General features: G+C 41.8%; 20 protein-coding genes. 1 reads left to right on the top strand and 19 read right to left on the bottom strand.

Annotation, left to right across the window (positions count from 1 at the left end):
- Positions 1–9 precede the first annotated feature (9 nt).
- The 17 genes from NML76_RS06595 to NML76_RS06515 form a co-directional block, all read right to left on the bottom strand.
- Positions 10–813: a phosphatidate cytidylyltransferase gene (locus tag NML76_RS06595; RefSeq protein WP_023919527.1), complete on the bottom strand. Its 804-nt coding sequence runs from the start codon at positions 811–813 to the stop codon at positions 10–12.
- A 9-nt stretch (positions 814–822) separates the two neighbouring features.
- The gene (locus NML76_RS06590; protein ID WP_118095933.1) at positions 823–1,572 is read right to left on the bottom strand and encodes an isoprenyl transferase; all 750 of its coding nucleotides are present in this window, start codon (positions 1,570–1,572) and stop codon (positions 823–825) included.
- A 154-nt stretch (positions 1,573–1,726) separates the two neighbouring features.
- Positions 1,727–2,053 carry a preprotein translocase subunit YajC gene (gene yajC / locus NML76_RS06585; RefSeq protein WP_003004444.1) on the bottom strand — a complete coding sequence of 109 codons (327 nt, stop codon included), beginning with the start codon at positions 2,051–2,053 and terminating at the stop codon, positions 1,727–1,729.
- 156 nt (positions 2,054–2,209) lie between these two features.
- Positions 2,210–2,455, bottom strand: a complete 246-nt coding sequence (locus NML76_RS06580) for a hypothetical protein (protein ID WP_003009969.1) — start codon at positions 2,453–2,455, stop codon at positions 2,210–2,212.
- Between the two features lie 225 nt (positions 2,456–2,680).
- Positions 2,681–4,810, bottom strand: coding sequence for an AAA family ATPase (locus tag NML76_RS06575; RefSeq protein ID WP_021154368.1), 2,130 nt, complete (start codon positions 4,808–4,810; stop codon positions 2,681–2,683).
- Between the two features lie 358 nt (positions 4,811–5,168).
- The gene (locus NML76_RS06570; protein ID WP_254733036.1) at positions 5,169–5,468 is read right to left on the bottom strand and encodes a hypothetical protein; all 300 of its coding nucleotides are present in this window, start codon (positions 5,466–5,468) and stop codon (positions 5,169–5,171) included.
- 18 nt (positions 5,469–5,486) lie between these two features.
- Positions 5,487–5,867, bottom strand: a complete 381-nt coding sequence (locus tag NML76_RS06565; RefSeq protein WP_118397299.1) for a type III secretion protein — start codon at positions 5,865–5,867, stop codon at positions 5,487–5,489.
- Positions 5,846–7,453: a hypothetical protein gene (locus NML76_RS06560; RefSeq protein WP_118397296.1), complete on the bottom strand. Its 1,608-nt coding sequence runs from the start codon at positions 7,451–7,453 to the stop codon at positions 5,846–5,848. The genes NML76_RS06565 and NML76_RS06560 overlap by 22 nt, the downstream gene beginning before the upstream one ends.
- Complete coding sequence (locus NML76_RS06555) at positions 7,453–7,836, bottom strand: DUF1310 family protein (protein WP_118095936.1); 384 nt, start codon at positions 7,834–7,836, stop codon at positions 7,453–7,455. Before NML76_RS06555 ends, NML76_RS06560 begins: the two co-directional genes overlap by 1 nt.
- Before the next feature lie 186 nt (positions 7,837–8,022).
- A complete protein-coding gene (locus tag NML76_RS06550) occupies positions 8,023–8,421 on the bottom strand; it encodes a DUF1310 family protein (RefSeq protein WP_049491020.1) in 399 nt (132 codons plus the stop codon).
- 107 nt (positions 8,422–8,528) lie between these two features.
- A complete protein-coding gene (locus NML76_RS06545) occupies positions 8,529–9,293 on the bottom strand; it encodes an amino acid ABC transporter ATP-binding protein (protein ID WP_003004189.1) in 765 nt (254 codons plus the stop codon).
- Between the two features lie 19 nt (positions 9,294–9,312).
- Positions 9,313–9,999 carry an amino acid ABC transporter permease gene (locus NML76_RS06540; RefSeq protein WP_214259368.1) on the bottom strand — a complete coding sequence of 229 codons (687 nt, stop codon included), beginning with the start codon at positions 9,997–9,999 and terminating at the stop codon, positions 9,313–9,315.
- A gap of 3 nt (positions 10,000–10,002) precedes the next feature.
- Positions 10,003–10,695, bottom strand: coding sequence for an amino acid ABC transporter permease (locus NML76_RS06535; protein WP_049491022.1), 693 nt, complete (start codon positions 10,693–10,695; stop codon positions 10,003–10,005).
- A 66-nt stretch (positions 10,696–10,761) separates the two neighbouring features.
- Complete coding sequence (locus NML76_RS06530; protein ID WP_118397293.1) at positions 10,762–11,640, bottom strand: transporter substrate-binding domain-containing protein; 879 nt, start codon at positions 11,638–11,640, stop codon at positions 10,762–10,764.
- A 27-nt stretch (positions 11,641–11,667) separates the two neighbouring features.
- Positions 11,668–12,669, bottom strand: coding sequence for a uroporphyrinogen decarboxylase family protein (locus NML76_RS06525; protein ID WP_214259369.1), 1,002 nt, complete (start codon positions 12,667–12,669; stop codon positions 11,668–11,670).
- Positions 12,670–12,767: 98 nt separating this feature from the next.
- Entirely contained in the window at positions 12,768–12,968 is a 201-nt protein-coding gene (locus tag NML76_RS06520; protein ID WP_214259370.1) for a hypothetical protein, read from the bottom strand.
- A gap of 17 nt (positions 12,969–12,985) precedes the next feature.
- The gene (locus NML76_RS06515; protein ID WP_254733033.1) at positions 12,986–14,056 is read right to left on the bottom strand and encodes a uroporphyrinogen decarboxylase family protein; all 1,071 of its coding nucleotides are present in this window, start codon (positions 14,054–14,056) and stop codon (positions 12,986–12,988) included.
- A gap of 366 nt (positions 14,057–14,422) precedes the next feature.
- Here NML76_RS06515 and NML76_RS06510 point away from each other — a divergent pair, with 366 nt between their 5' ends.
- Positions 14,423–15,280, top strand: a complete 858-nt coding sequence (locus tag NML76_RS06510) for a 5'-nucleotidase, lipoprotein e(P4) family (protein ID WP_003004374.1) — start codon at positions 14,423–14,425, stop codon at positions 15,278–15,280.
- Positions 15,281–15,337: 57 nt separating this feature from the next.
- Here the strand turns inward: NML76_RS06510 and glmS are convergent, their stop codons facing one another.
- Together glmS and NML76_RS06500 are read right to left on the bottom strand one after the other, a co-directional pair.
- A complete protein-coding gene (gene glmS, locus NML76_RS06505; RefSeq protein ID WP_070594764.1) occupies positions 15,338–17,146 on the bottom strand; it encodes a glutamine--fructose-6-phosphate transaminase (isomerizing) in 1,809 nt (602 codons plus the stop codon).
- A 232-nt stretch (positions 17,147–17,378) separates the two neighbouring features.
- Positions 17,379–18,764 (bottom strand): glycoside hydrolase family 1 protein, encoded by a 1,386-nt coding sequence (locus NML76_RS06500; protein WP_070594763.1) that lies wholly within the window; start codon positions 18,762–18,764, stop codon positions 17,379–17,381.
- Positions 18,765–18,895 lie beyond the last annotated feature (131 nt).

Genomic DNA, 18,895 nt, shown 5'->3' with positions numbered 1-18,895 from the left:
TCTTCTGTCTTAGAACAAGCCCAAGAAATGCATCAAGGGAAAGACAAAAATCAAACTATCAAAGCGGTCTAGAACACCACCATGTCCTGGAATAAATTTCCCAGAATCTTTCACACCGAAGTGGCGTTTAATCGCACTCTCTACCAGATCTCCAAACTGACCTGCGATACTAAAGAGGATGGTAAAGAAGATCATAGCAAGAAAACCATGTCCACCCGCCACAGAACGATCCACGATCATATAGATCACAGTTACCGCAACTGCAGACAAGATTCCCCCAAGACTGCCTTCAATCGTTTTATTAGGAGAAACCGCAGGCATGAGCTTGCGTTTCCCAAACCGACTTCCTACTAGATAAGCACCTGAATCTGTAGCCCAAACAATAAAGAGGGCTAAAAGAACCTTATCAATACCAGCAATTCGCGCATCTACTAAGGAATGGAAACCAAGTCCAACATAAAAGCTAGACGCAATGGGATAGACCACATCTTCATAATTGTAATTCTGAGCAAGAACAGTTGTTCCCATGAGAATCAAGACAACCAAACCATAAGCAATCATATTGCCATCTGCTGGAAGGTAAGGGAGGTAGTCCTCGATCGGCAACGTCAGGACGAAGGCCGCTAACATGGCCAGCGCTCCTTCAAAGGTCGCTGTCTCAAGCCCCTTCATCTTGAGCAATTCATGAACCCCTAGCATGGCGATCAAGCCAATCACAATCTGGAAGAACACCCCTCCAACCATTACTGTTGGAATGAAAAAGAGCAGGGCAATTCCTCCAAAAATCACACGTTTTTGTAAATCTTTCGTCATCATCTTCTCCTAAACACCACCAAATCTCCGATGGCGATGGCTATATTCTACTATGGCACTTCGTAGTGCTTCCTCTCCAAAATCTGGCCACATCACATCTGTGAAATACAACTCACTGTAAGCAGCCTGCCAAGGAAGGAAATTACTCAAACGGATCTCTCCGCTGGTACGAATAATCAAATCCGGATCCCTTAGGACACGTGGCAAACTCTCGGTATAGAGAGAATCAGCGATCATCTCTTCTGTGATATCTTCTGGGCTAAACTTCGCATCCAAGACTTCTTGGGCGATCTGCTTCACGGCCTGGGTGATCTCAGCACGTCCACCATAATTGAGCGCGAAATTCAGGATCAAGCCTGTATTGAGATGGGTCATCGCTTCTGCTCTTTCCAAAGCCTCCAGCGTTTCTTTTGGTAATTTCTTGGTATCACCGATCATTTGAATCTTGACATTATTGCGATGCAATTCGGGGACGAAACGACCATAAAACTCAACCGGCAAGTGCATGATGAACTTGACTTCATCTTCAGGGCGTGTCCAGTTTTCGGTCGAAAAGGCATAGACAGTCAGGACCTGAACCCCCATATTTTTTGCTGCAATCGTCACTTCTTGGAGAGCTTCCATCCCTGCCTTATGACCGAAGACGCGCGGTTGCATCCGCTTTTTCGCCCATCGACCATTGCCATCCATAATGATCCCAATGTGTTTCGGGACTTCTAAAGGTATCTCGATTTTTTCTTTTTTCTTAAAACGAAACATGTTTTTCTACCTATTTCAATATTTATCGCTTCATTATACCATAAATCCCCATAAAATAGGGACTCTGGCCTCTTTTTTGAACCAGCAGGACTTTCCTTCATCACGTCGTCCTATTTGCCCACCAAAAAAGAGGCCTTTGCCTCTTCTTTGATGATTATTCTTCGATGGCTGAATCGGCATCTGAGCTAGCGCCTTCTGTAGCAGTAGCTGAGATTCCTTCTGATACAGGAAGAACTGTTTTGATCGCTCCCAATTCAAAGGTCAGGTAGACACCATCAACATCCAAGACAACGGTCTTGCGATCTGTATCGACTTCATCGATGGTTCCGTACAAGCCACCAATCGTGATGACTTCATTTCCTTTTTGAAGTTTATTCAAACTTTCCATCCGTTTTTGATACTGTTTCTTTTGGCTACGGCTCATGAAGTACATCAAACCGACCATAAGAACGAGCATAATTAGCAAACTTCCGCCTTGCATATGTTTCTCCTTTAATTTTCATATATGCTATACTATATCAAATTTCGCCCGTCTTTTCAAGTTTTCCCATCCTCTTCAAGTAAAATCAGACTCCAGTCTCAGAGAAGAGGCAAGTTTTGATGAAAAAGAAAAAAACCACGAAAAGTGGGCTACTGACTAGTCAATCGTAATGCCATACTTTTCATGATTCTCATCATACCAATCAATCAAGGCCAATGCCGTTTGATAGGTAATATTTTTGATTTTACTCGTTCCCTTCGTCAAAGTCGCCAAGCTCATTTTGCTGATGTTTGTTTCAGTTGCGACACGATAGCTCGTCAAGCGACCGTCAACCATCAGTTGAACAACGGCTTCCACTTTTCTGTATTCGGGAGTTGAGTAGATATCAATTGTATTGCTCATCTTACTTCCATTCCTCAAATTTTATTCTTGTATAGATTATATACTTATTTTCTTTATTTATTAATAATTTTGCTCAAATTGGATTAATTTCACTAATTATTGATGTTTTTTTAGCTCAAATAGGAGGATTTTGGCCTTATACGGCGAATAATTTCCCCCAGGTGGGAAGAAAAAATAAAGACTGCTATATGATAGCAGTCTCTATTTTTCACAAACTAATTCGCCTTAATCTGCTTGTTTATCAGCGTTTTCTTCCTTCTTTGTGTCTTTTTCTCTAATCACAAGGACACCATCTTCCATGTCTGCTTCGAGATGTTTGGCATCCAAGTTATCCAAGTGGAAGTCTGTGACTTTGTCACGGATTTGTTGTTCAACTACCCGACGGAGTGGACGAACACCCATGACTTCATCATAACCTTCTTCAGTCATATATTCTTTGGCTGCATCGCTCACTGCCAAGTCGATTTCTTTCTTAGAAAGGGTCTTATTGACATCTACCAACATCAAATCAACAATCTTAGAAAGATCTTCCTTGCTCAAGTGTGAGAATTCAATGACAGCGTTGAAACGGTTCAAGAATTCTGGACGGAAGTAAGGTTTCAAACGATCCATGAGTTCTGGTTTATCCGCATCTTCTGTCAAGTTAGCTTCGTAACCAAATCCAGCGTTTGAAGTGGCGATAATCACAGTGTTCTTGAAGTTGACCGTGTTTCCTTGACCATCTGTCAAACGACCATCATCCAAAACTTGAAGGAGAAGGGTGATGACTTGAGGATCCGCCTTTTCAATTTCGTCAAGAAGGACGATAGAGTAAGGGTTACGGCGAACACGTTCTGTCAAGGTATTGCTGTTATCATCGTAACCAACATAACCAGCTGTTGTACCAATCAATTTAGAAACGGCTGTGCGGTCGCTGTATTCTGACATATCCAAACGGATGATAGCATCTTTGGTTCCGAACATATCAAGAGCCAATTGTTTAGCCAACTCAGTTTTACCAACACCAGTAGGACCTACAAAGAGGAAGCTACCGATTGGACGGTTCCCTTCGTCAAATCCTGCACGGTTCCGACGGATAGCACGTGCCACTGCTTCAACGGCTTTATCTTGACCGATAACCTTAGTTTGCAAACGGTGACCCATATCTTTCAAACGTTCAATATCAGTTGCACCCATTTGAGACACTGGAATACCCGTCATCCGTTCTACTGATTCAGCCACATCGTTGATTGTTGCTGTTACTTTATGGTCTTCCGTATGGTTTTCAATTTTCTTTTCAAGTTCTTCGATTCGAACTTTTGCTTTCAAAGCTGCTTCGTAATCTTCTTTAGCCGCAGCTTCTTCTTGTTTGGTTTTTTCTTCTTCAATTTCATGTTCCACAGCATGGACATCTGTTACTGGATGTTGGGCTGCCAAGTGAGCAGCTGTCACATCGACCAAGTCAATGGCCTTATCAGGCAAGCTACGTTGTGGAATGTATTGGATCGAATAATCAACCGCTGCTTTCAAAACTTCATCTGGCAAGATGACATTGTGGTGTTTTTCATAAAGATCACGGATCCCTTGGAGGATCTTGAAAGTATCTTCAGCTGATGGAGCATTGACTTTCACTTCGTTGAAACGACGAGCAAGAGCCGCATTCTTCAAGATAGTGTTACGGTATTCATCTTGAGTCGTTGCCCCAATGACTGTCAATTCCCCACGTGAAAGAGCAGGTTTGATGATATCCGCAAGACCTTTAGATCCTTGACCATCACCTGTGCTACCTGCACCAAGAATTTGATGGATTTCATCAAAGAAGAGAATGACATTTCCCATAGCCTTGACTTCTTGGATCAGATTTTGAATATTTTCTTCAAAGCTACCACGGTATTGCGTACCAGCTTCTAGACCAGAAATATCAATCGAGATGATTTCTTTATTCTTGATAGCAGCTGGAACATCCCCGTTCACAATAGCTTGTGCCAAACCTTCTACAACTGCTGTTTTACCAACACCGGCATCACCTACAAGGACAGGGTTGTTCTTGGTACGACGAGACAAGATTTCAGCAGTTTCTTGAATTTCTTTATTACGTCCGATGACCGGATCCAATTTTCCTTCACGAGCTTCTTCGGTCAAGTTGCGACCAAGTTTTGCAAGGATCCCATCTTGTTTCATTCCTTTACCTTGATGGTGTTGCACTTGCTCGCTTCCTTCATTTGGAAGTTGACCAGTTTGGCGGTAAATAGCGAATTCTTCAGGTGTCACTTCACGACCGTTGATCATGTAGCGACGGCTTTCAGAACGAAAACCACCCATGTTTCCCATTAGTTGATTGAAAAGATCATCCATATTGTTAAAGTTGTTATTCATATTGTATACCTCTAATTTACATAATTTTAATTCATTCTTGAAAATTAGCAGACCAATTGGCTGCTGTTTGATTGTTTACATAATTTTAATTCATTTATTTAATAATAGCCCTACAGGCTAACAGTTTCTATTTTTCCTTTTATCAATTAGTTGTCTTAATTCTGGAAATAGCATATCACCATCTCCTTTCCACTATTGATATTGTAAACCAGTAGGTTTTCCCAACCTCTTTTTGTTTACATAAATTATTATAACGCAAACGAATTTCTTTGTCAACGCTTTTTTACATAATTTTTAAAAATTTTTTAAAAAAATCTGGATGTCACTCCAGATTCCACATTTAAATAGAAGTCCTTGGCTAGATAGATTTAAATTTCCCAGCTTTTTCTTGAATAGCCGTCTGTACGTTTTTAGCAAATTGACCCACCATGGACTGATCCAGTTGTTTTCCAACTACCTGGACGTCTTCTTCGGCTACTGTTGTAATCGCAGTCAATTCCTCATTGTAACGTTTCGCAACTCCTGCCTTGCAGGCCAATAAAACGGGCGCATAGACAACCCGTATTAATTCTTTTTCAAGTTTCTTGCGACTTTCGATGATCCTCATCTTATCTTTCATATCTAAATCAAAAAAATCTTTAACTGGACTATCACCCATACTTCCTCCTCTTCTATACTATGAAACTTTATCTTGTGCAAACTCCTCTTCCAGTTGGCGTCTATCTTTCCGGTAGGATTGCCATAAATTCTCTTCCTCGATTTCGATCTGTTTTAAGGCTACTTGTGCAGCTTCTCTAGCTTCGAGATCATACTCTTCGATACAGCGATGGAGGGACTCCCATCCACAACTGACATCAACTTCCTGCTCTTGTAAGAAGGAAGCTGCCATCGCAAACTCTTCTTCCAGCATCTGGGTGAAGAGCTGCTGTTTTCTTTCCACTAAGCAACGCTTTTCATCTAACTCCAAGCGCGCTTTTTGGAACTCTCTTTCCAAGTGATCTAGTTTCTTTTCCTTTTTTGAAAGAGTAGATGAAATTAATAAGCTAGTTGTTCCCACTGGTTCATTTCTCCTGCTATTTCTTGATCTTTTGTTTTTAAGAGTTCAATTCCTGCATTCACTTGCTCGTTTAAAGCATGGAATTCATTCGATAAGGACTGATATGCAGCCAAACGATTGTCAAACTTTTCTCTTACTTCAGTGACAATTGTTTGCTTTGTTGCACCAGCCTGTGCATAGGCCTCTTCTACTTCCGCAAGATTGAGAATGAAGCCTTTCGGAACGGTATGTAATACTTTCTCCAAAGCTTCTAAATCTGTATCCAGTTGTGCCTTAGATTTCTGAGCTTGCTCCAGCCCTTCATCCACTACTCGAATCAGCTCATCAGAAGCCAAGCGCGCCTGCAAAGCATCCAGATAGATCCGTTCACTTGAACTCAGTCCACCACCTGTTTTTTGTAATTTATCCTTTAGGCGATAGTAAACCTTCATCCTCTCTTCAATGATTTCCTTGCGAGTGATGGCTTCCGTTCCCTTTTCAAGAACCAAATTCCCATCCTTATCATAGATATAACCATGCATCATATGCTGTCGGCCTATATCTTTCAGATTCTTCGTTTTGAGGTGCTTAACAATCCCACTGGATTCCTTGCTTCCAGAATCCTGATAACCCAAGCTAACCAAATCTTTATGGTCAATGTGATTGTAGATTTTGTACTTCAGCGAATCTATACGCGCTTTTTGCTCGGGTGTTAAGATGGAATAGGCATTAGGACCATTGTATAGATGGACAGTCCCAATATGAGAAGCTTCCTCTTCCGTCAAACAGGCAAGCGCATACTGAATATTCATAGACCCCAGAGAGTGACCGTATAGATCGATCTTGGCATTGGGGTATTTTCGGATCACCTCTTTCAAATGAGCTGCAGCATCTTTAAATTGCGGAGGCGGGAAAGTACCTCTATCTTTGTTGTACTCTTTTAAAATGGTAGCCCCAATAAATACTGGAAACTTTGCTTGACTATCAATTAGAATATCCGTTCCCATACCATATAGATTTGCTTTCGCCTCACGATAAGCATTTGTTATTGGATTACTTCTAATACTCTTGACAAAGCTTTTTACATTATTTCCAACATTTTTATCGAGTAAACTAAACGGATAACTAATAAGTTCCGAAATATTATAATCGGCAGTTTCATCCCTTTTTTTCAAATTCTCCTTAATCTTATCTCTGGTGAATCTTTTCGCATAATCTGTCGCATAATTCGCCGCTCCATTGGGACCAAGAATGTTAGAAGCAGCAGGCAAATCTGTCTTTACCCAATCCGTAAATGTATCATGGAGTAATTTTTGTGTACTTGTTTCAGTTTCAGATCCCTTCATCAAGACTGTCACGTCATGGATTTGGGCACGCGCATCGTCTGAAGCAGTATAGGGGACTGCTTTTTGTTTTTCGCCTTGACCATTGTTAGTAAGAACGAAAACCTGCTCCTCATTATCATTTACATTATCATATATGTGAGCGACATTGCCAATGTATTCTCCAGTTTTCAACCGTACATCTTGATTATAGCTTTCTATCTCATACTCTTTATACGCAATTTCTTTCTTTATTTCATCTGAAAATGATTTATCAAAAGCCATTATTTACCTCTTAATTCATCTGATAATTCTCCTGAGATGACATAACCATTTTGTTCAAATTTGCCATCTGATTCCTCTGTTAAAGTTGTTGTGATTGTTAGGTTATTATCATCATTGATTATAACTTTTATTATTAATCCTCCCATTGGATTATACTTCAATGAATTTTCATTTATCTTGTAACTTTTTATAACTCCTTTATCTGTAAATGCGTTTGGATCTTCTTGCCTTAATAAATTTTCAATCACATCTTTTGCTTTCTTACTCTCTGCGATTTGAATCATTTCTTGTTTCTTGGCAGATTGTCCATTAAAAAAGCTACATCCTCCTAAGCTCAGGCTAAATACTACCATTATCAACACAATTAATTTACTTTTTTTCATTTCTTCCCATTTCTTTCTCTAGTTTTCTTAAAATTTATTATACAAAATTCCATCAACGTCTGAAATGTTACTTTTGTTAAAAAATGTTGCTAAATCGTTACAAGCACTAGCTATTGATGTAACATACCAACTTTGATTCAGAAATGTTTCTATTTTCCTATATTAGGGGTATTTACCTGAATGAGTTTATTTCCCAGTCTTTTCTGCTTTACTTAACAGATCACTTAATTTTGCTGAAATACCATAACTACCTGCTTCGAACTGTCCTGAATCTTCCATTTGAACAGTCGTATCGATCGTTAACTTTTTATCGCCATTGATAACGAGAGATACATTCATGCCTCCCATTGGATTGTATTCCAATTCACCTTTTATCAGGGTATAGGAGTGAATGACTCCTTCTGAAGAGAAAGCTTTAGGATCGATACTGATTAACAAGTGTTTTATCGCTCGCTCCATTTTCGTGCTTTCTGCAATCTGAATCATTTCCCTTCTCTCAGCAGCTTTATCCGTAAAAAGACTGCAACCTCCTAGAAACAAAGTCAGTAAGAATAGTAGTACAAATCGTTGTTTTTTATCAGTCATATTTCCCTCTCACTTATATTATTCGTAATGATTTTTAAAAAATGACCCAATTCTTAAAAATTTTTTCCAGAACCTAAAAAACACACCCTTACTGGGTGTGTCTCCTGTTAAATCATATATTCGACGCTATAAGTGGCATCGGATAAAATCCGTGAAAGGAATTGTTTGGTTCGTTCTTCTTTTGGACTGTTGAAGAATTCATGTGGTTCGTTTTCTTCGATGATGTGTCCGCCATCCATAAAGATGACATGATTAGCCACATCACGCGCAAAGCCCATTTCATGCGTCACCACAACCATGGTCACTCCTTCTTGGGCCAACTGCTTCATGACATCTAAGACGTCACCGACCAACTCTGGGTCTAACGCCGAAGTCGGCTCGTCTAGCAAGATCACGTCTGGTTTCACTGCGATGGCACGCGCAATCCCGATCCGTTGCTGCTGGCCACCTGACAATTGAGAAGGATAGTAATCCTTGTAAGCGAGGAGACCAACTTTTTCAAGGGCTGATTCTGCCCGTTGGATAGCTTCTTCTTTTGGAATCTTCCGAGCCACAACCAGACCTTCTAAGATATTTTCAAGCGCTGTTTTGTTGGCAAAGAGATTGTAATGCTGGAAGACAAAGGCTGTCTTTTGGCGGATTTCTAAAATTTCCTTTTTGCTGAGTTTTGAGAGATCATACTCTTTTCCACCCAAAGTCAAACGGCCTGTGTCTGCCTTTTCCAAATGGTTAAGGCAGCGAAGGAAGGTTGTTTTTCCTGATCCAGATGGACCTAAAATAACGACGACATCCCCTTGGTTGACCTTGAGATTAACATCTACCAGGACCTGGTGGTCCTTAAATTTTTTCGATACGTGTTCTACTTCTAACATCTTCTTATTTCTCCTTCTTCTATGCGAGTGTCAGGCGTTTTTCTAAGCGATTGAATCCCCACTGAATCACCCCACAAATGACAATATAAAGAATAAAAATCACTAGATAGGATTCAAAATATTGATAGCCATAAGAGGCTTCGACCTTGGCAATGGCGGTGATATCCTTGATCGTCATGACAAAGACAAGGGAAGTTCCTTTGACCAAGTTGATAACCAGGTTACACAAATTAGGCAGGGCTGAACGCAAGGCTTGTGGAAAAACAATGCGGATATAGGCTTGGCGATTAGTCAAACCAATGGCTTGCGCTGCTTCTAGCTGGCCTTTATCCACCGTCAGAATAGCTGACCGGAGAATTTCAGCCAGACTCCCTGTTGTCATCAAGCTAAAAATGATAAAGGCATAGTAAATGGGATTGATCTCAAAGACATTAAAGTGACTGCCTATGCTCTTAAAAAAGCTATTTAAGAGGCTGGGAAAGAGACTATAAAAGAAGAGAATCAAGAGAATCGGAGGCGTCGCGCGGATAAAGGCTAAGTAAACCACTGAGAAACTGCGAACACCTTTGACCTTATAAATCTGACCGAGTGCCAAAAAGAGGGCTGGAAGAAAACTCAAGAGAATCGATACGACCATGATCAGAAGGGTCACTGGAACACCACCCAAGGTGGCTAGAAATGCTTTACTAATAAAATTGAAATCCATAAGCTACCTTTCTGTTACACTGAGTCGTTTCTCAAGGAGTTGAGCGGAGAAGGAGATCACAAGGGCAATTCCCCAGTAGATCACTGCTACAGCTGTATACGTTTCGAGGGAATAATTCCCAAGATTGCGGCTGATCAAGTTGTTGCCTGCTCCCATGATATCGATAAAGCCAATGGTATAAGCCAAAGCGGCATCGCGCATAAGGTTCAAGATGGCAGTCGTCATATTTGGAAGAGCTACGCGAAAGGCTTGGGGAAGGACAATCCGCCAAATGGTTTGAGCTGGCGTCAAGCCGATACTCAAGCCTGCTTCCATCTGTCCTTTTGGAATGGCCAAATAGGCTGCCTTGAAGACCTCAGAGATCATAGCGGCAAAGAGAAGAAACATGGCAACAAGGACAAAGACAAACTTGGACCAGTGGTCAATGTCAATGCCCAACCACCAGTTCAAAAATTGGGGAAGTCCATAAAAGACCAAAAAGAGCAAGACAATCGGAGGGGTACAACGCAAAGTAAAGACATAACCTTTTGCAAGACCTGCTCCTACCTTATCTTCTGATACTTGTGCCCAGGTCAAAACCAAGCCAAATGCAGAACCGAAAACCGTCGTTAAAACCATCAAAGCTAGGGTCGCTGGTAGAGCTTGGACCAAGGTTGGAAGAAATGACCAAACCTTGGAAATGTCGTATGAGACCATGTTTCTTTTCCTTTCTGTATCCGTATAGAAATAAGGAAGCTGGGGCTATGCGCACCCAGTTCCATCTTATTTCTCTTTATCTACATAACTGAAGACATCTTCACCGAAATATTTTTTCGACAATTTAGCAAGTGTCCCATCTTTTTCCAATTCTTTGATAGCCTTGCTGTAGGCTTCCGCAAATTTTTCGTTTTTCTTATCCTTATGGATCAATGGGTAAGTTGGAATTCCTTTGTAGGCAAACCAGCTAAGTTTGTCCGCATATTGGTGGTAAGAACCATCTTTATCTGTGACAGCTTTTTCAAAGGAAAGTTTGATGTCAAAGAAGGCATCGTAACGTCCTTCAAGAACCCAAGCATAAGCATCTGCGACTTTGAAAGATTCCGCAGCTGTTAATTCGATTTGTTGGTCCTTATGCTTTTCATTGTATTCTTTAATAACATTCCACTGCGCATTTTGTGGTGAAATTGGAACCAATTTTCCTTTTTCTTTAGCGAAGTCATCGATGTTCTTGTATTTATCCGCATCTTCTTTCCGTACGGTAAATCCGATGATACTTGCCCCAATTGGTTCTTTTGGAATGATGAATTTCTTGGCACGTTCTTCGGTATACCAAGCTCCTTTGGTTCCGATATCGTATTTACCAGATTCTAGACCGATCAAGAGATCGTCATCACTGGTTCCAGTGTACTCAAACTTGTAGTCTGGTAGTTTTTCGTCAATGGCTTTGAGAACGGCTACTTCATAGCCATCTGATTCTCCTTTTTCATCAACGAAATCATATGGTACATAGTTTTGAGTGTGGGCTACTTTCAAGGTTGTTACCTTGTTCGATCCTGTTGAATCTTTGCTGTCGTTTGCATGGTTCAAGCTCCGTCCAAGAATGGTTGCACCTGCAATGGCAAGAACTGCCACTCCACCGATAATCCATGTTTTTTTACTCATACTCTGTTCTCCCTCTTTCTATTTTCCTTATTCTGCTGCAGCTTCACGAACCCATTCGATTCGTTCTTCATCAATGTCACTTGGAATGGTACAATCGGCACCGATGACCAAGCCTGTCGTTCCGGTTTCTGCGATGATGCGTTTGGTTTCTGCTTGGATCGCAGCCTTATCTCCTGTGTAAAGAAGACCATTTTTGCCATTTTCAAAACCACCAAGAACCGTGCGTCCACCGAAGATTTCGCGTCCTTCTGCTAGGCTGATTCCTTCTGGTCCGACTGCCCAGTTAATGACTTGGGCTGGGTAGTCTGTGAAGAGGTGGATATCATTGCGAGCTCCTTCGTAGCCACAAATATGAAGGATATTTACGCCACCGGCTTCATTGGCTGTTTCTAAGACATGGAGTTCACTCGGTGCAATAATGTTTTTATAAACTTCTTGTGTAACCCGCGCATCTTGGATACTTTGAACACTGAGGTAGATCCCGTCTGCTCTTGCTTCTTTAATGATTCGTTGGCTCAAACTTGCAATATCTTGGCCAATTGTATCCAATACTTTTTTAAGAGTTGCTGCATCTTGATCGATGAAGTTTGCGATCAAGTCATCTCCTCCTGAAACTTCTCCGACCAACCATTTGAAGTAGGTCACCGGAGCAAAGATATTGTAGATAGCCACAATGTCTTCTTCAAAACCAGCACGGATTTTTTTAACGAGCTCTACTTGCTCTGTGATCCATGGATGATCTGCTCCGAGTGGTTCAATCCCTGCTAAGTCAGAGATATTTTCAAGGCCTTTGTGAATGGCTGGATTTGGATAAGCAAAGTAACCATCGCTCATGAGTTTGACAAAGTCTGGTTTGACCTTGTGAAGGAAGTTTTTATGGCCATTCAGGTTTTTTTCAATAATTTCCGGATTAGAAAATCCTTTCAACCATTCTTCTTCTGTTGTAAAATGATGCCAAAATCCAACTGGCACACGGTCAACTGCTTCTCCTTTAAAAGCTTTTAACACTAATTCTCTTTTTGATGACATGTTCTTACCTCGTTCTATCTTTTCTTGTTTGTTATCTTATCACTTCAATGATACCTTGACTAATATATATTTTTTATCAAGCTCTTCATCTTTTTTTATCACTGATCTTCGAGAAGAAGAATTCCTGCTAGATCAGATGGGCGAAGGAGGGAGAGACTATGGACTGGAATTTTCTCCAGTCTTGCCATATCTGGATCTTTTTTTGCTTTCCCCTGACTACTTGCTAGAGCAGCTTTACTAAGCCCTAGAAGCAAAAACAAAACGGTTACCAGGATACACCATACATTGATCTTTTTCATCTCCCTCTCCTTTCTTCTTACAATACAGCTGCTTGACGTACCCAATCTAAGCGTTCCAATTGGAAATCATCTGGCACGGTACAGTCTGCTCCAAGGATCAAACCACGACTTCCGGCTTCTGCCACCAAGCGACGAGTTTCTTGCTCAATAGCTGCTCGTTCCCCTTGATAGAGCAAACCTTTCTTGCCATTGACAAAGCCACCCAAGACGGCACGATCGCCGAAAAGTTTACGACCTGCGGCTAGGCTAAGGCCTTCATGATGGGTCGCCCAGTTAATGACTTGAGCTGGATAATCCTTGAAGAGTTCCACTTCATTGCTGGCCCCTTCAAAACCACAGATATGAAGGATATTGATGCCTCCCGCTTCATTGGCAGCTTCTAGGACTGCGATGTTACTAGGCTCAATGATCTTACGGTATTCCTCCTCTGTCACACGCTCATCTTGGACTTGCTGGGTTGAAAAGTAAATCCCTTCAACACCTGCTTCTTGGATCAAGCGGCGACTTAAAGTAGCGATATCTCCTGCAATCACGTCAAGGACATGAGCTAAAGTTTCTGGATCTTCCTTAATAAAGTCTGCAATCTCTTGGTCTCCACGGGATTGATCCGTACGGAACCAGCGTTTCAAATAAGAAATGGGCGAGAAGATATTGTAGAAAGAAGCAATCTCTTCATGGAAATGGGAACGAATCTCCTTGACCACTTCAATTTGTTTTTCAATCCAAGGATGATGCTCTCCAATCGGTTGAATATCCTTCAATTCTTGGATTGATTGGATCTCTCTCGAATAAAGTGCACTCGGATAGCGGAAGAAGCCATCGCTCATGATCTTGACAAAATCAGGTGAAATTTCTTCTACATAGTGTTGGTGGCCCTTAATACTTTTTGCTACTACAGCCGGATTGTCTAGACCCAATTCTTTTTCTTCTTGGGTCACATAATGGAGCCAAAATCCTACAGGGATTCGTTCTACTGTTTCGCCTCGAATGGCACGAAGAACCAATTCTTTTTTACTCATACTGTGCATCCTCCTCAATATTTCTCCAATAGAAAGGCTAACTGCTTTCCTTCTGGAATTTGTAACCATGATATCACCTCGAAAAGTAGCTGACTAATATATTTTCCCTATCAAGGCCTTAAAATTTCTTTATTAGGAAAGGTATCAAAAAAACGCAAGTCCTTGAAAATAAGGACTTGCGGGTATCTTTCTTTATTCTTTCATTTTAGAAGAAAAGGGCTGCTTTGATGTTTTCTTGATCCGGTTATAGCAAAAAACTATACCCCTTCTTTTAAAGGAAAAAATGGCGTATGTTAAAGCAAAGAAACCTTTCATAACAGCATTTTTCCTCTTTTGTTCTTTTCACCGATTCCTAGACACCTTCTCCTCTTTCTTGTCAGGCAAGATTGAAAGGAGTATAATTTTTATAGAATAATTTTAAGGAGTGTACGGTTTATGAAAACAACAAAAACCACCTTTACCATCGTTTCTGCTCTTGCTTCTGTCATTTTACTGACGAGTTGTGGAAGCAATACCACTAAAACGCAAGAGACAAAAGCAAGTAGCACTAAAAATCAGGTGACGATGACCTATGACCAGCAGCGCTCACAAGAAAATACCATGTCTGTTCTCTGGTACCAAAAGGCAGCTGAAACTAAGGCTTTGTATTTACAAGGCTACAATGTCGCTACTGACCGTTTGAAAGAGATCCTCCAAACTCCTTCTGATAAGCCTTATTCCATCGTCTTGGATTTGGACGAAACTGTTTTAGATAACAGCCCTTACCAAGTTCAAAACGTCAAAGACGGTACGGCCTTCAATCCTAAAGATTGGGATGTTTGGGTGAAAAAAGCAGCCGCAAAAGCGGTGCCAGGTGCTAAAGATTTCCTTCAATATGCGGATCAAAACGGGGTTCAAATCTACTACATTTCTGACCGTACAACCTCTCAAGTAGATGATACCATTAAGAACCTTGAAAAAGAAGGCATTCCTGTTCAAGGACGCGACCACCTCATGTTCTTAGAAGATGGCGTCAAATCAAAAGAAGGCCGTCGCCAAGCTGTACAAGAAAAGACCAATCTTGTCTTGCTATTCGGGGACAACCTGGTTGACTTTGCAGATTTTTCTAAGACCTCTGAAGCTGATCGCGATAAGAAATTGGACGAATTGCAAAAAGAATTTGGTGAAAAATTCATCATCTTCCCAAATCCAATGTACGGATCATGGGAATCTGCTGTTTACCAAGGTAAAAAACTAGATGCCAAGGGACAAACAGAGGAACGTCTTAAAGCCTTGCAAGGTTTTGATAAATAAAGCAAACATCCTCGCTAGGAAAAACCTAACGAGGATGTTTTTTCTATATTAACAAATTTATTCAACTGTTACAGACTTAGCAAGGTTCCGTGGTTTGTCGATATCGAGTCCACGATGAAGGGTTGCAAAGTAGGCAATCAATTGGGTCGGCACCACCATTGAGATTGGAGAGAGGTAAGGGTGAACCGCTGTCAAGACCAAATCATCTGTCTCTTTAGCGACATTTTCCTCTGCAATGGTTAAAACATGAGCCCCACGTGCTGCCACTTCTTGGATGTTTCCACGTGTGTGGCTGGCTAGGACTGGATCAGACAAGAGAGCGATGACCGGTGTACCCTCTTCGATCAGAGCGATGGTACCGTGTTTCAACTCACCCGCAGCGAAGCCTTCACATTGGATGTAAGAAATTTCTTTTAATTTCAGACTGGCTTCCATGGCAACATAGTAATCTTGGCCACGTCCGATATAGAAAGCATTGCGGGTTGTCTCCAACAAGCCACGAACTTTTTCGTCGATCACTTCTTTTTCTGAAAGGGTTGATTCGATCGATTGGGCAACGATAGACAATTCGTGCACCAAATCAAAGGCTTTGGCCTTCTCATTGCCATTGGCTTCCCCAACAGCTTTAGCAAGAAAGGCAAGGGCTGCGATTTGAGCCGTATAAGCCTTAGTAGAAGCTACCGCAATTTCAGGACCCGCATGGAGCAACATGGTCATGTCTGCTTCACGTGAAAGAGTTGAACCTGGAACATTGGTCACTGTCAAGCTTGGAATGCCCATTTCATTGGCCTTGACCAATACTTGGCGGCTATCAGCTGTTTCACCAGATTGGCTGATGAAGATGAAGAGTGGTTTCTTGCTGAGAAGTGGCATACCGTAGCCCCATTCAGAGGAAATACCGAGTTCTACTGGAGTATCTGTCAACTCTTCCAACATCTTCTTAGACGCAAATCCAGCATGGTAAGAGGTACCAGCCGCAAGGATATAGATGCGATCTGCTTCTTGAACAGCCTTGATAATAGCTGGGTCTACCACTACTTGACCAGATTCATCTGTATAGGCTTGGATCAACTTACGCATGACAGTTGGTTGCTCATCGATTTCTTTAAGCATGTAGTATGGGTAAGTCCCTTTTCCAATATCAGAAAGGTCAAGTTCAGCCGTGTAGCTATCCCGTTCTTTGACGTTTCCATCATAGTCTTGCACTTCAACACTATCAGCCTTGACAATGACCAACTCTTGGTCATGGATTTCCATGTATTGGTTGGTTTCACGAATCATGGCCATAGCATCAGAGCAAACCATATTGTAGCCATCGCCAAGACCGATCAAGAGTGGTGATTTATTTTTTGCCACATAGATGGTACTTGGATCTTCCGCATCCATCAAAGCAAAAGCATAGGCCCCACGGATGATGTGGAGGGCTTTTTTGAAGGCTTCAAGCGTAGACAACCCATCTTCCTCAGCGAATTTTCCGATCAAGTGGGCTGCGATTTCTGTATCTGTTTGCCCCTTGAAATGGTGACCTGCTAGGTATTCTTCCTTGATTTCAAGATAGTTTTCAATGACCCCATTGTGGACCAACACAAAGCGACCTGTTTCAGAACGGTGTGGGTGAGCATTATCCTCAGTTGGTTTTCCATGAGTGGCCCAGCGGGTATGTCCGATCCCAGCTGTCCCTTCGACACCTTCTGCCTTAGATGACAATTCTGCAATGCGGCCAACTGCCTTTACCAATTGGCTCTTGCCTTCACTAGCCAGAAAAACACCCGCAGAGTCATAGCCTCGGTATTCGAGTTTTTCAAGTCCTTGAATCAAAATATCAGTAGCATTTGTATTTCCTACAACACCAACGATTCCGCACATAGTTTTTACGATATAGCCTTGCTATACTTTCCCCTTTACTTAGTCAAATGACCTATGGTCGATTTCTCAGTTACTTTAAAATTGGTCTAGTCTAATTTGACCAAAAAGCAACCAGCGGAGTCAGTATACAATGCTTCTTCCAGTTTGTCAACTAGGAAATTCAAGAAAATTGGTCTAGTTAAGGGAGGGTTAAGAAAAACCTATCAACATCTTGGTTGATAGGTTGCTTTTTCTACTCTTCAAATCCATTCCGCTGACTCAACTTACGGAACCAATGACCAGATTTTTTGAGGGTTCGTTTTTGACTTTCGAGATCCAACTCAACTAAGCCATAGCGGTTCTTGTAGCCATTGAGCCATGACCAACAGTCAATAAAGGTCCAGATCAAATAACCTTTACAGTTAGCACCATCTTGAATAGCCCGGTGGAGCTCACGAAGATGGTCTTTGACAAAGTCAATCCGGTAGTCGTCTTGGATCACGCCATCCTTGCGGAATTTTTCCTCTCCTTCAACCCCCATCCCATTTTCGGTCAGGATCCACTCGATATTGCCATAGTTTTCCTTGATATTTTGGGCAATGTCATACAAGCCTTGCTCATAGATTTCCCAACCACGGTGGGGATTGATCTTGCGGCCTGGCATAACATAAGGTTCATAAAATTGTTCAAAGAGTAGGGGAGATGCTGGATTTGGAGCATAACGAGGAGCCGCCACACGGAGTGGTTGGTAATAGTTAACCCCTAGGTAATCCACCGTATTTTCCTCGATCAAGCGCAATTCAAAAGGATCATAATCCGGCAAGAGATCACGCTCCCGTAGGATCTCCACTAATTCTTCAGGATAATGACCAAGAACAGATGGATCTAAGAAGGATTTGGCTTGAAAGAGCTCGGCAATGCGCGCAGCTTTCACATCTTCTGGATGCTGGCTCCGAGGATAGGCCGGTGTTAGATTGAGCACAATCCCGATACGATAGTTAGGATCCACCTCGTGACAGGCCTTGACTGCTAGAGAGCTTGCCAACTGGGTGTGGTAGGCTACTTTAACTGCTGCTGCTGCGTCTACCTTATGAGGAAAATGGGCATCATAAAAATAACCAAACTCCACAGGCACAATGGGTTCATTAAAGGTGATCCACTGATCGACCAGATCCCCATAGGTCTTAAAACAAAAACGCGCATATTCCTGATAAGCATAGGCAGTTTCTTTATTTTCCCAACCATCCCCTTGCTCTTGAAGAGCCATCGGTAAATCAAAATGATAGAGGTTAACCAAGAGATGAATCCCTTTTTCTTTGATCTTTTCAAAGACACGACGGTAGAAATCAACGCCTGCTTGGTTGATCTCCCCTCGTCCTTCTGGGAAAATACGGGACCACTGGATAGAGGTCCGAAAGGCAGTATGGCCGGTTTCTAACAAGAGATCCAAATCTTCTTCCCAGTGTTCATAAAAAGTCGATGTTTTCTTTGGTCCTTGCCCTTGATAAAAGCGGTTGGGCTCGATCCTATACCAGTAATCCCAGAGATTGTCTCCCTTTCCATCCTGAGATAGACGTCCTTCCGTTTGAGGGCCCGAGGTCGAACTCCCCCATAAAAAATCCTTTGGAAATTGATACATGTCCTAATCCTCCTCATTCTACTAGCTCTATTGTAGCGCATCCTCCCCCAAAACCTAGGCACAATTTACAGTCTTTCTTACGCAGATTAAAGAAAAAGCCCCTTAGGAAAAATTCCTAAGGAAGCTGGTCC

Origin of the sequence: Streptococcus sp. CF8_Ac1-9 (assembly GCF_024295565.1) — a bacterium.
In the GTDB taxonomy this organism is placed as follows: Bacteria; Bacillota; Bacilli; order Lactobacillales; family Streptococcaceae; genus Streptococcus; species Streptococcus parasanguinis_X.
The sequence above is the reverse complement of the archived record's forward strand: the minus strand, read 5'-3'. Positions and strand labels throughout refer to the sequence as shown.

Bases quoted from the DNA above. Each gene is read 5' to 3' on its own strand.
- NML76_RS06595 (WP_023919527.1), bottom strand. From the start codon at position 813: ATGACGAAAGATTTACAAAAACGTGTGATTTTTGGAGGAATTGCCCTG.
- NML76_RS06590 (WP_118095933.1), bottom strand. From the start codon at position 1,572: ATGTTTCGTTTTAAGAAAAAAGAAAAAATCGAGATACCTTTAGAAGTC.
- yajC (WP_003004444.1), bottom strand. From the start codon at position 2,053: ATGCAAGGCGGAAGTTTGCTAATTATGCTCGTTCTTATGGTCGGTTTG.
- NML76_RS06580 (WP_003009969.1), bottom strand. From the start codon at position 2,455: ATGAGCAATACAATTGATATCTACTCAACTCCCGAATACAGAAAAGTG.
- NML76_RS06575 (WP_021154368.1), bottom strand. From the start codon at position 4,810: ATGAATAACAACTTTAACAATATGGATGATCTTTTCAATCAACTAATG.
- NML76_RS06570 (WP_254733036.1), bottom strand. From the start codon at position 5,468: ATGGGTGATAGTCCAGTTAAAGATTTTTTTGATTTAGATATGAAAGAT.
- NML76_RS06560 (WP_118397296.1), bottom strand. From the start codon at position 7,453: ATGGCTTTTGATAAATCATTTTCAGATGAAATAAAGAAAGAAATTGCG.
- NML76_RS06555 (WP_118095936.1), bottom strand. From the start codon at position 7,836: ATGAAAAAAAGTAAATTAATTGTGTTGATAATGGTAGTATTTAGCCTG.
- NML76_RS06550 (WP_049491020.1), bottom strand. From the start codon at position 8,421: ATGACTGATAAAAAACAACGATTTGTACTACTATTCTTACTGACTTTG.
- NML76_RS06545 (WP_003004189.1), bottom strand. From the start codon at position 9,293: ATGTTAGAAGTAGAACACGTATCGAAAAAATTTAAGGACCACCAGGTC.
- NML76_RS06540 (WP_214259368.1), bottom strand. From the start codon at position 9,999: ATGGATTTCAATTTTATTAGTAAAGCATTTCTAGCCACCTTGGGTGGT.
- NML76_RS06535 (WP_049491022.1), bottom strand. From the start codon at position 10,695: ATGGTCTCATACGACATTTCCAAGGTTTGGTCATTTCTTCCAACCTTG.
- NML76_RS06530 (WP_118397293.1), bottom strand. From the start codon at position 11,640: ATGAGTAAAAAAACATGGATTATCGGTGGAGTGGCAGTTCTTGCCATT.
- NML76_RS06525 (WP_214259369.1), bottom strand. From the start codon at position 12,669: ATGTCATCAAAAAGAGAATTAGTGTTAAAAGCTTTTAAAGGAGAAGCA.
- NML76_RS06520 (WP_214259370.1), bottom strand. From the start codon at position 12,968: ATGAAAAAGATCAATGTATGGTGTATCCTGGTAACCGTTTTGTTTTTG.
- NML76_RS06515 (WP_254733033.1), bottom strand. From the start codon at position 14,056: ATGGTTACAAATTCCAGAAGGAAAGCAGTTAGCCTTTCTATTGGAGAA.
- NML76_RS06510 (WP_003004374.1), top strand. From the start codon at position 14,423: ATGAAAACAACAAAAACCACCTTTACCATCGTTTCTGCTCTTGCTTCT.
- glmS (WP_070594764.1), bottom strand. From the start codon at position 17,146: ATGTGCGGAATCGTTGGTGTTGTAGGAAATACAAATGCTACTGATATT.
- NML76_RS06500 (WP_070594763.1), bottom strand. From the start codon at position 18,764: ATGTATCAATTTCCAAAGGATTTTTTATGGGGGAGTTCGACCTCGGGC.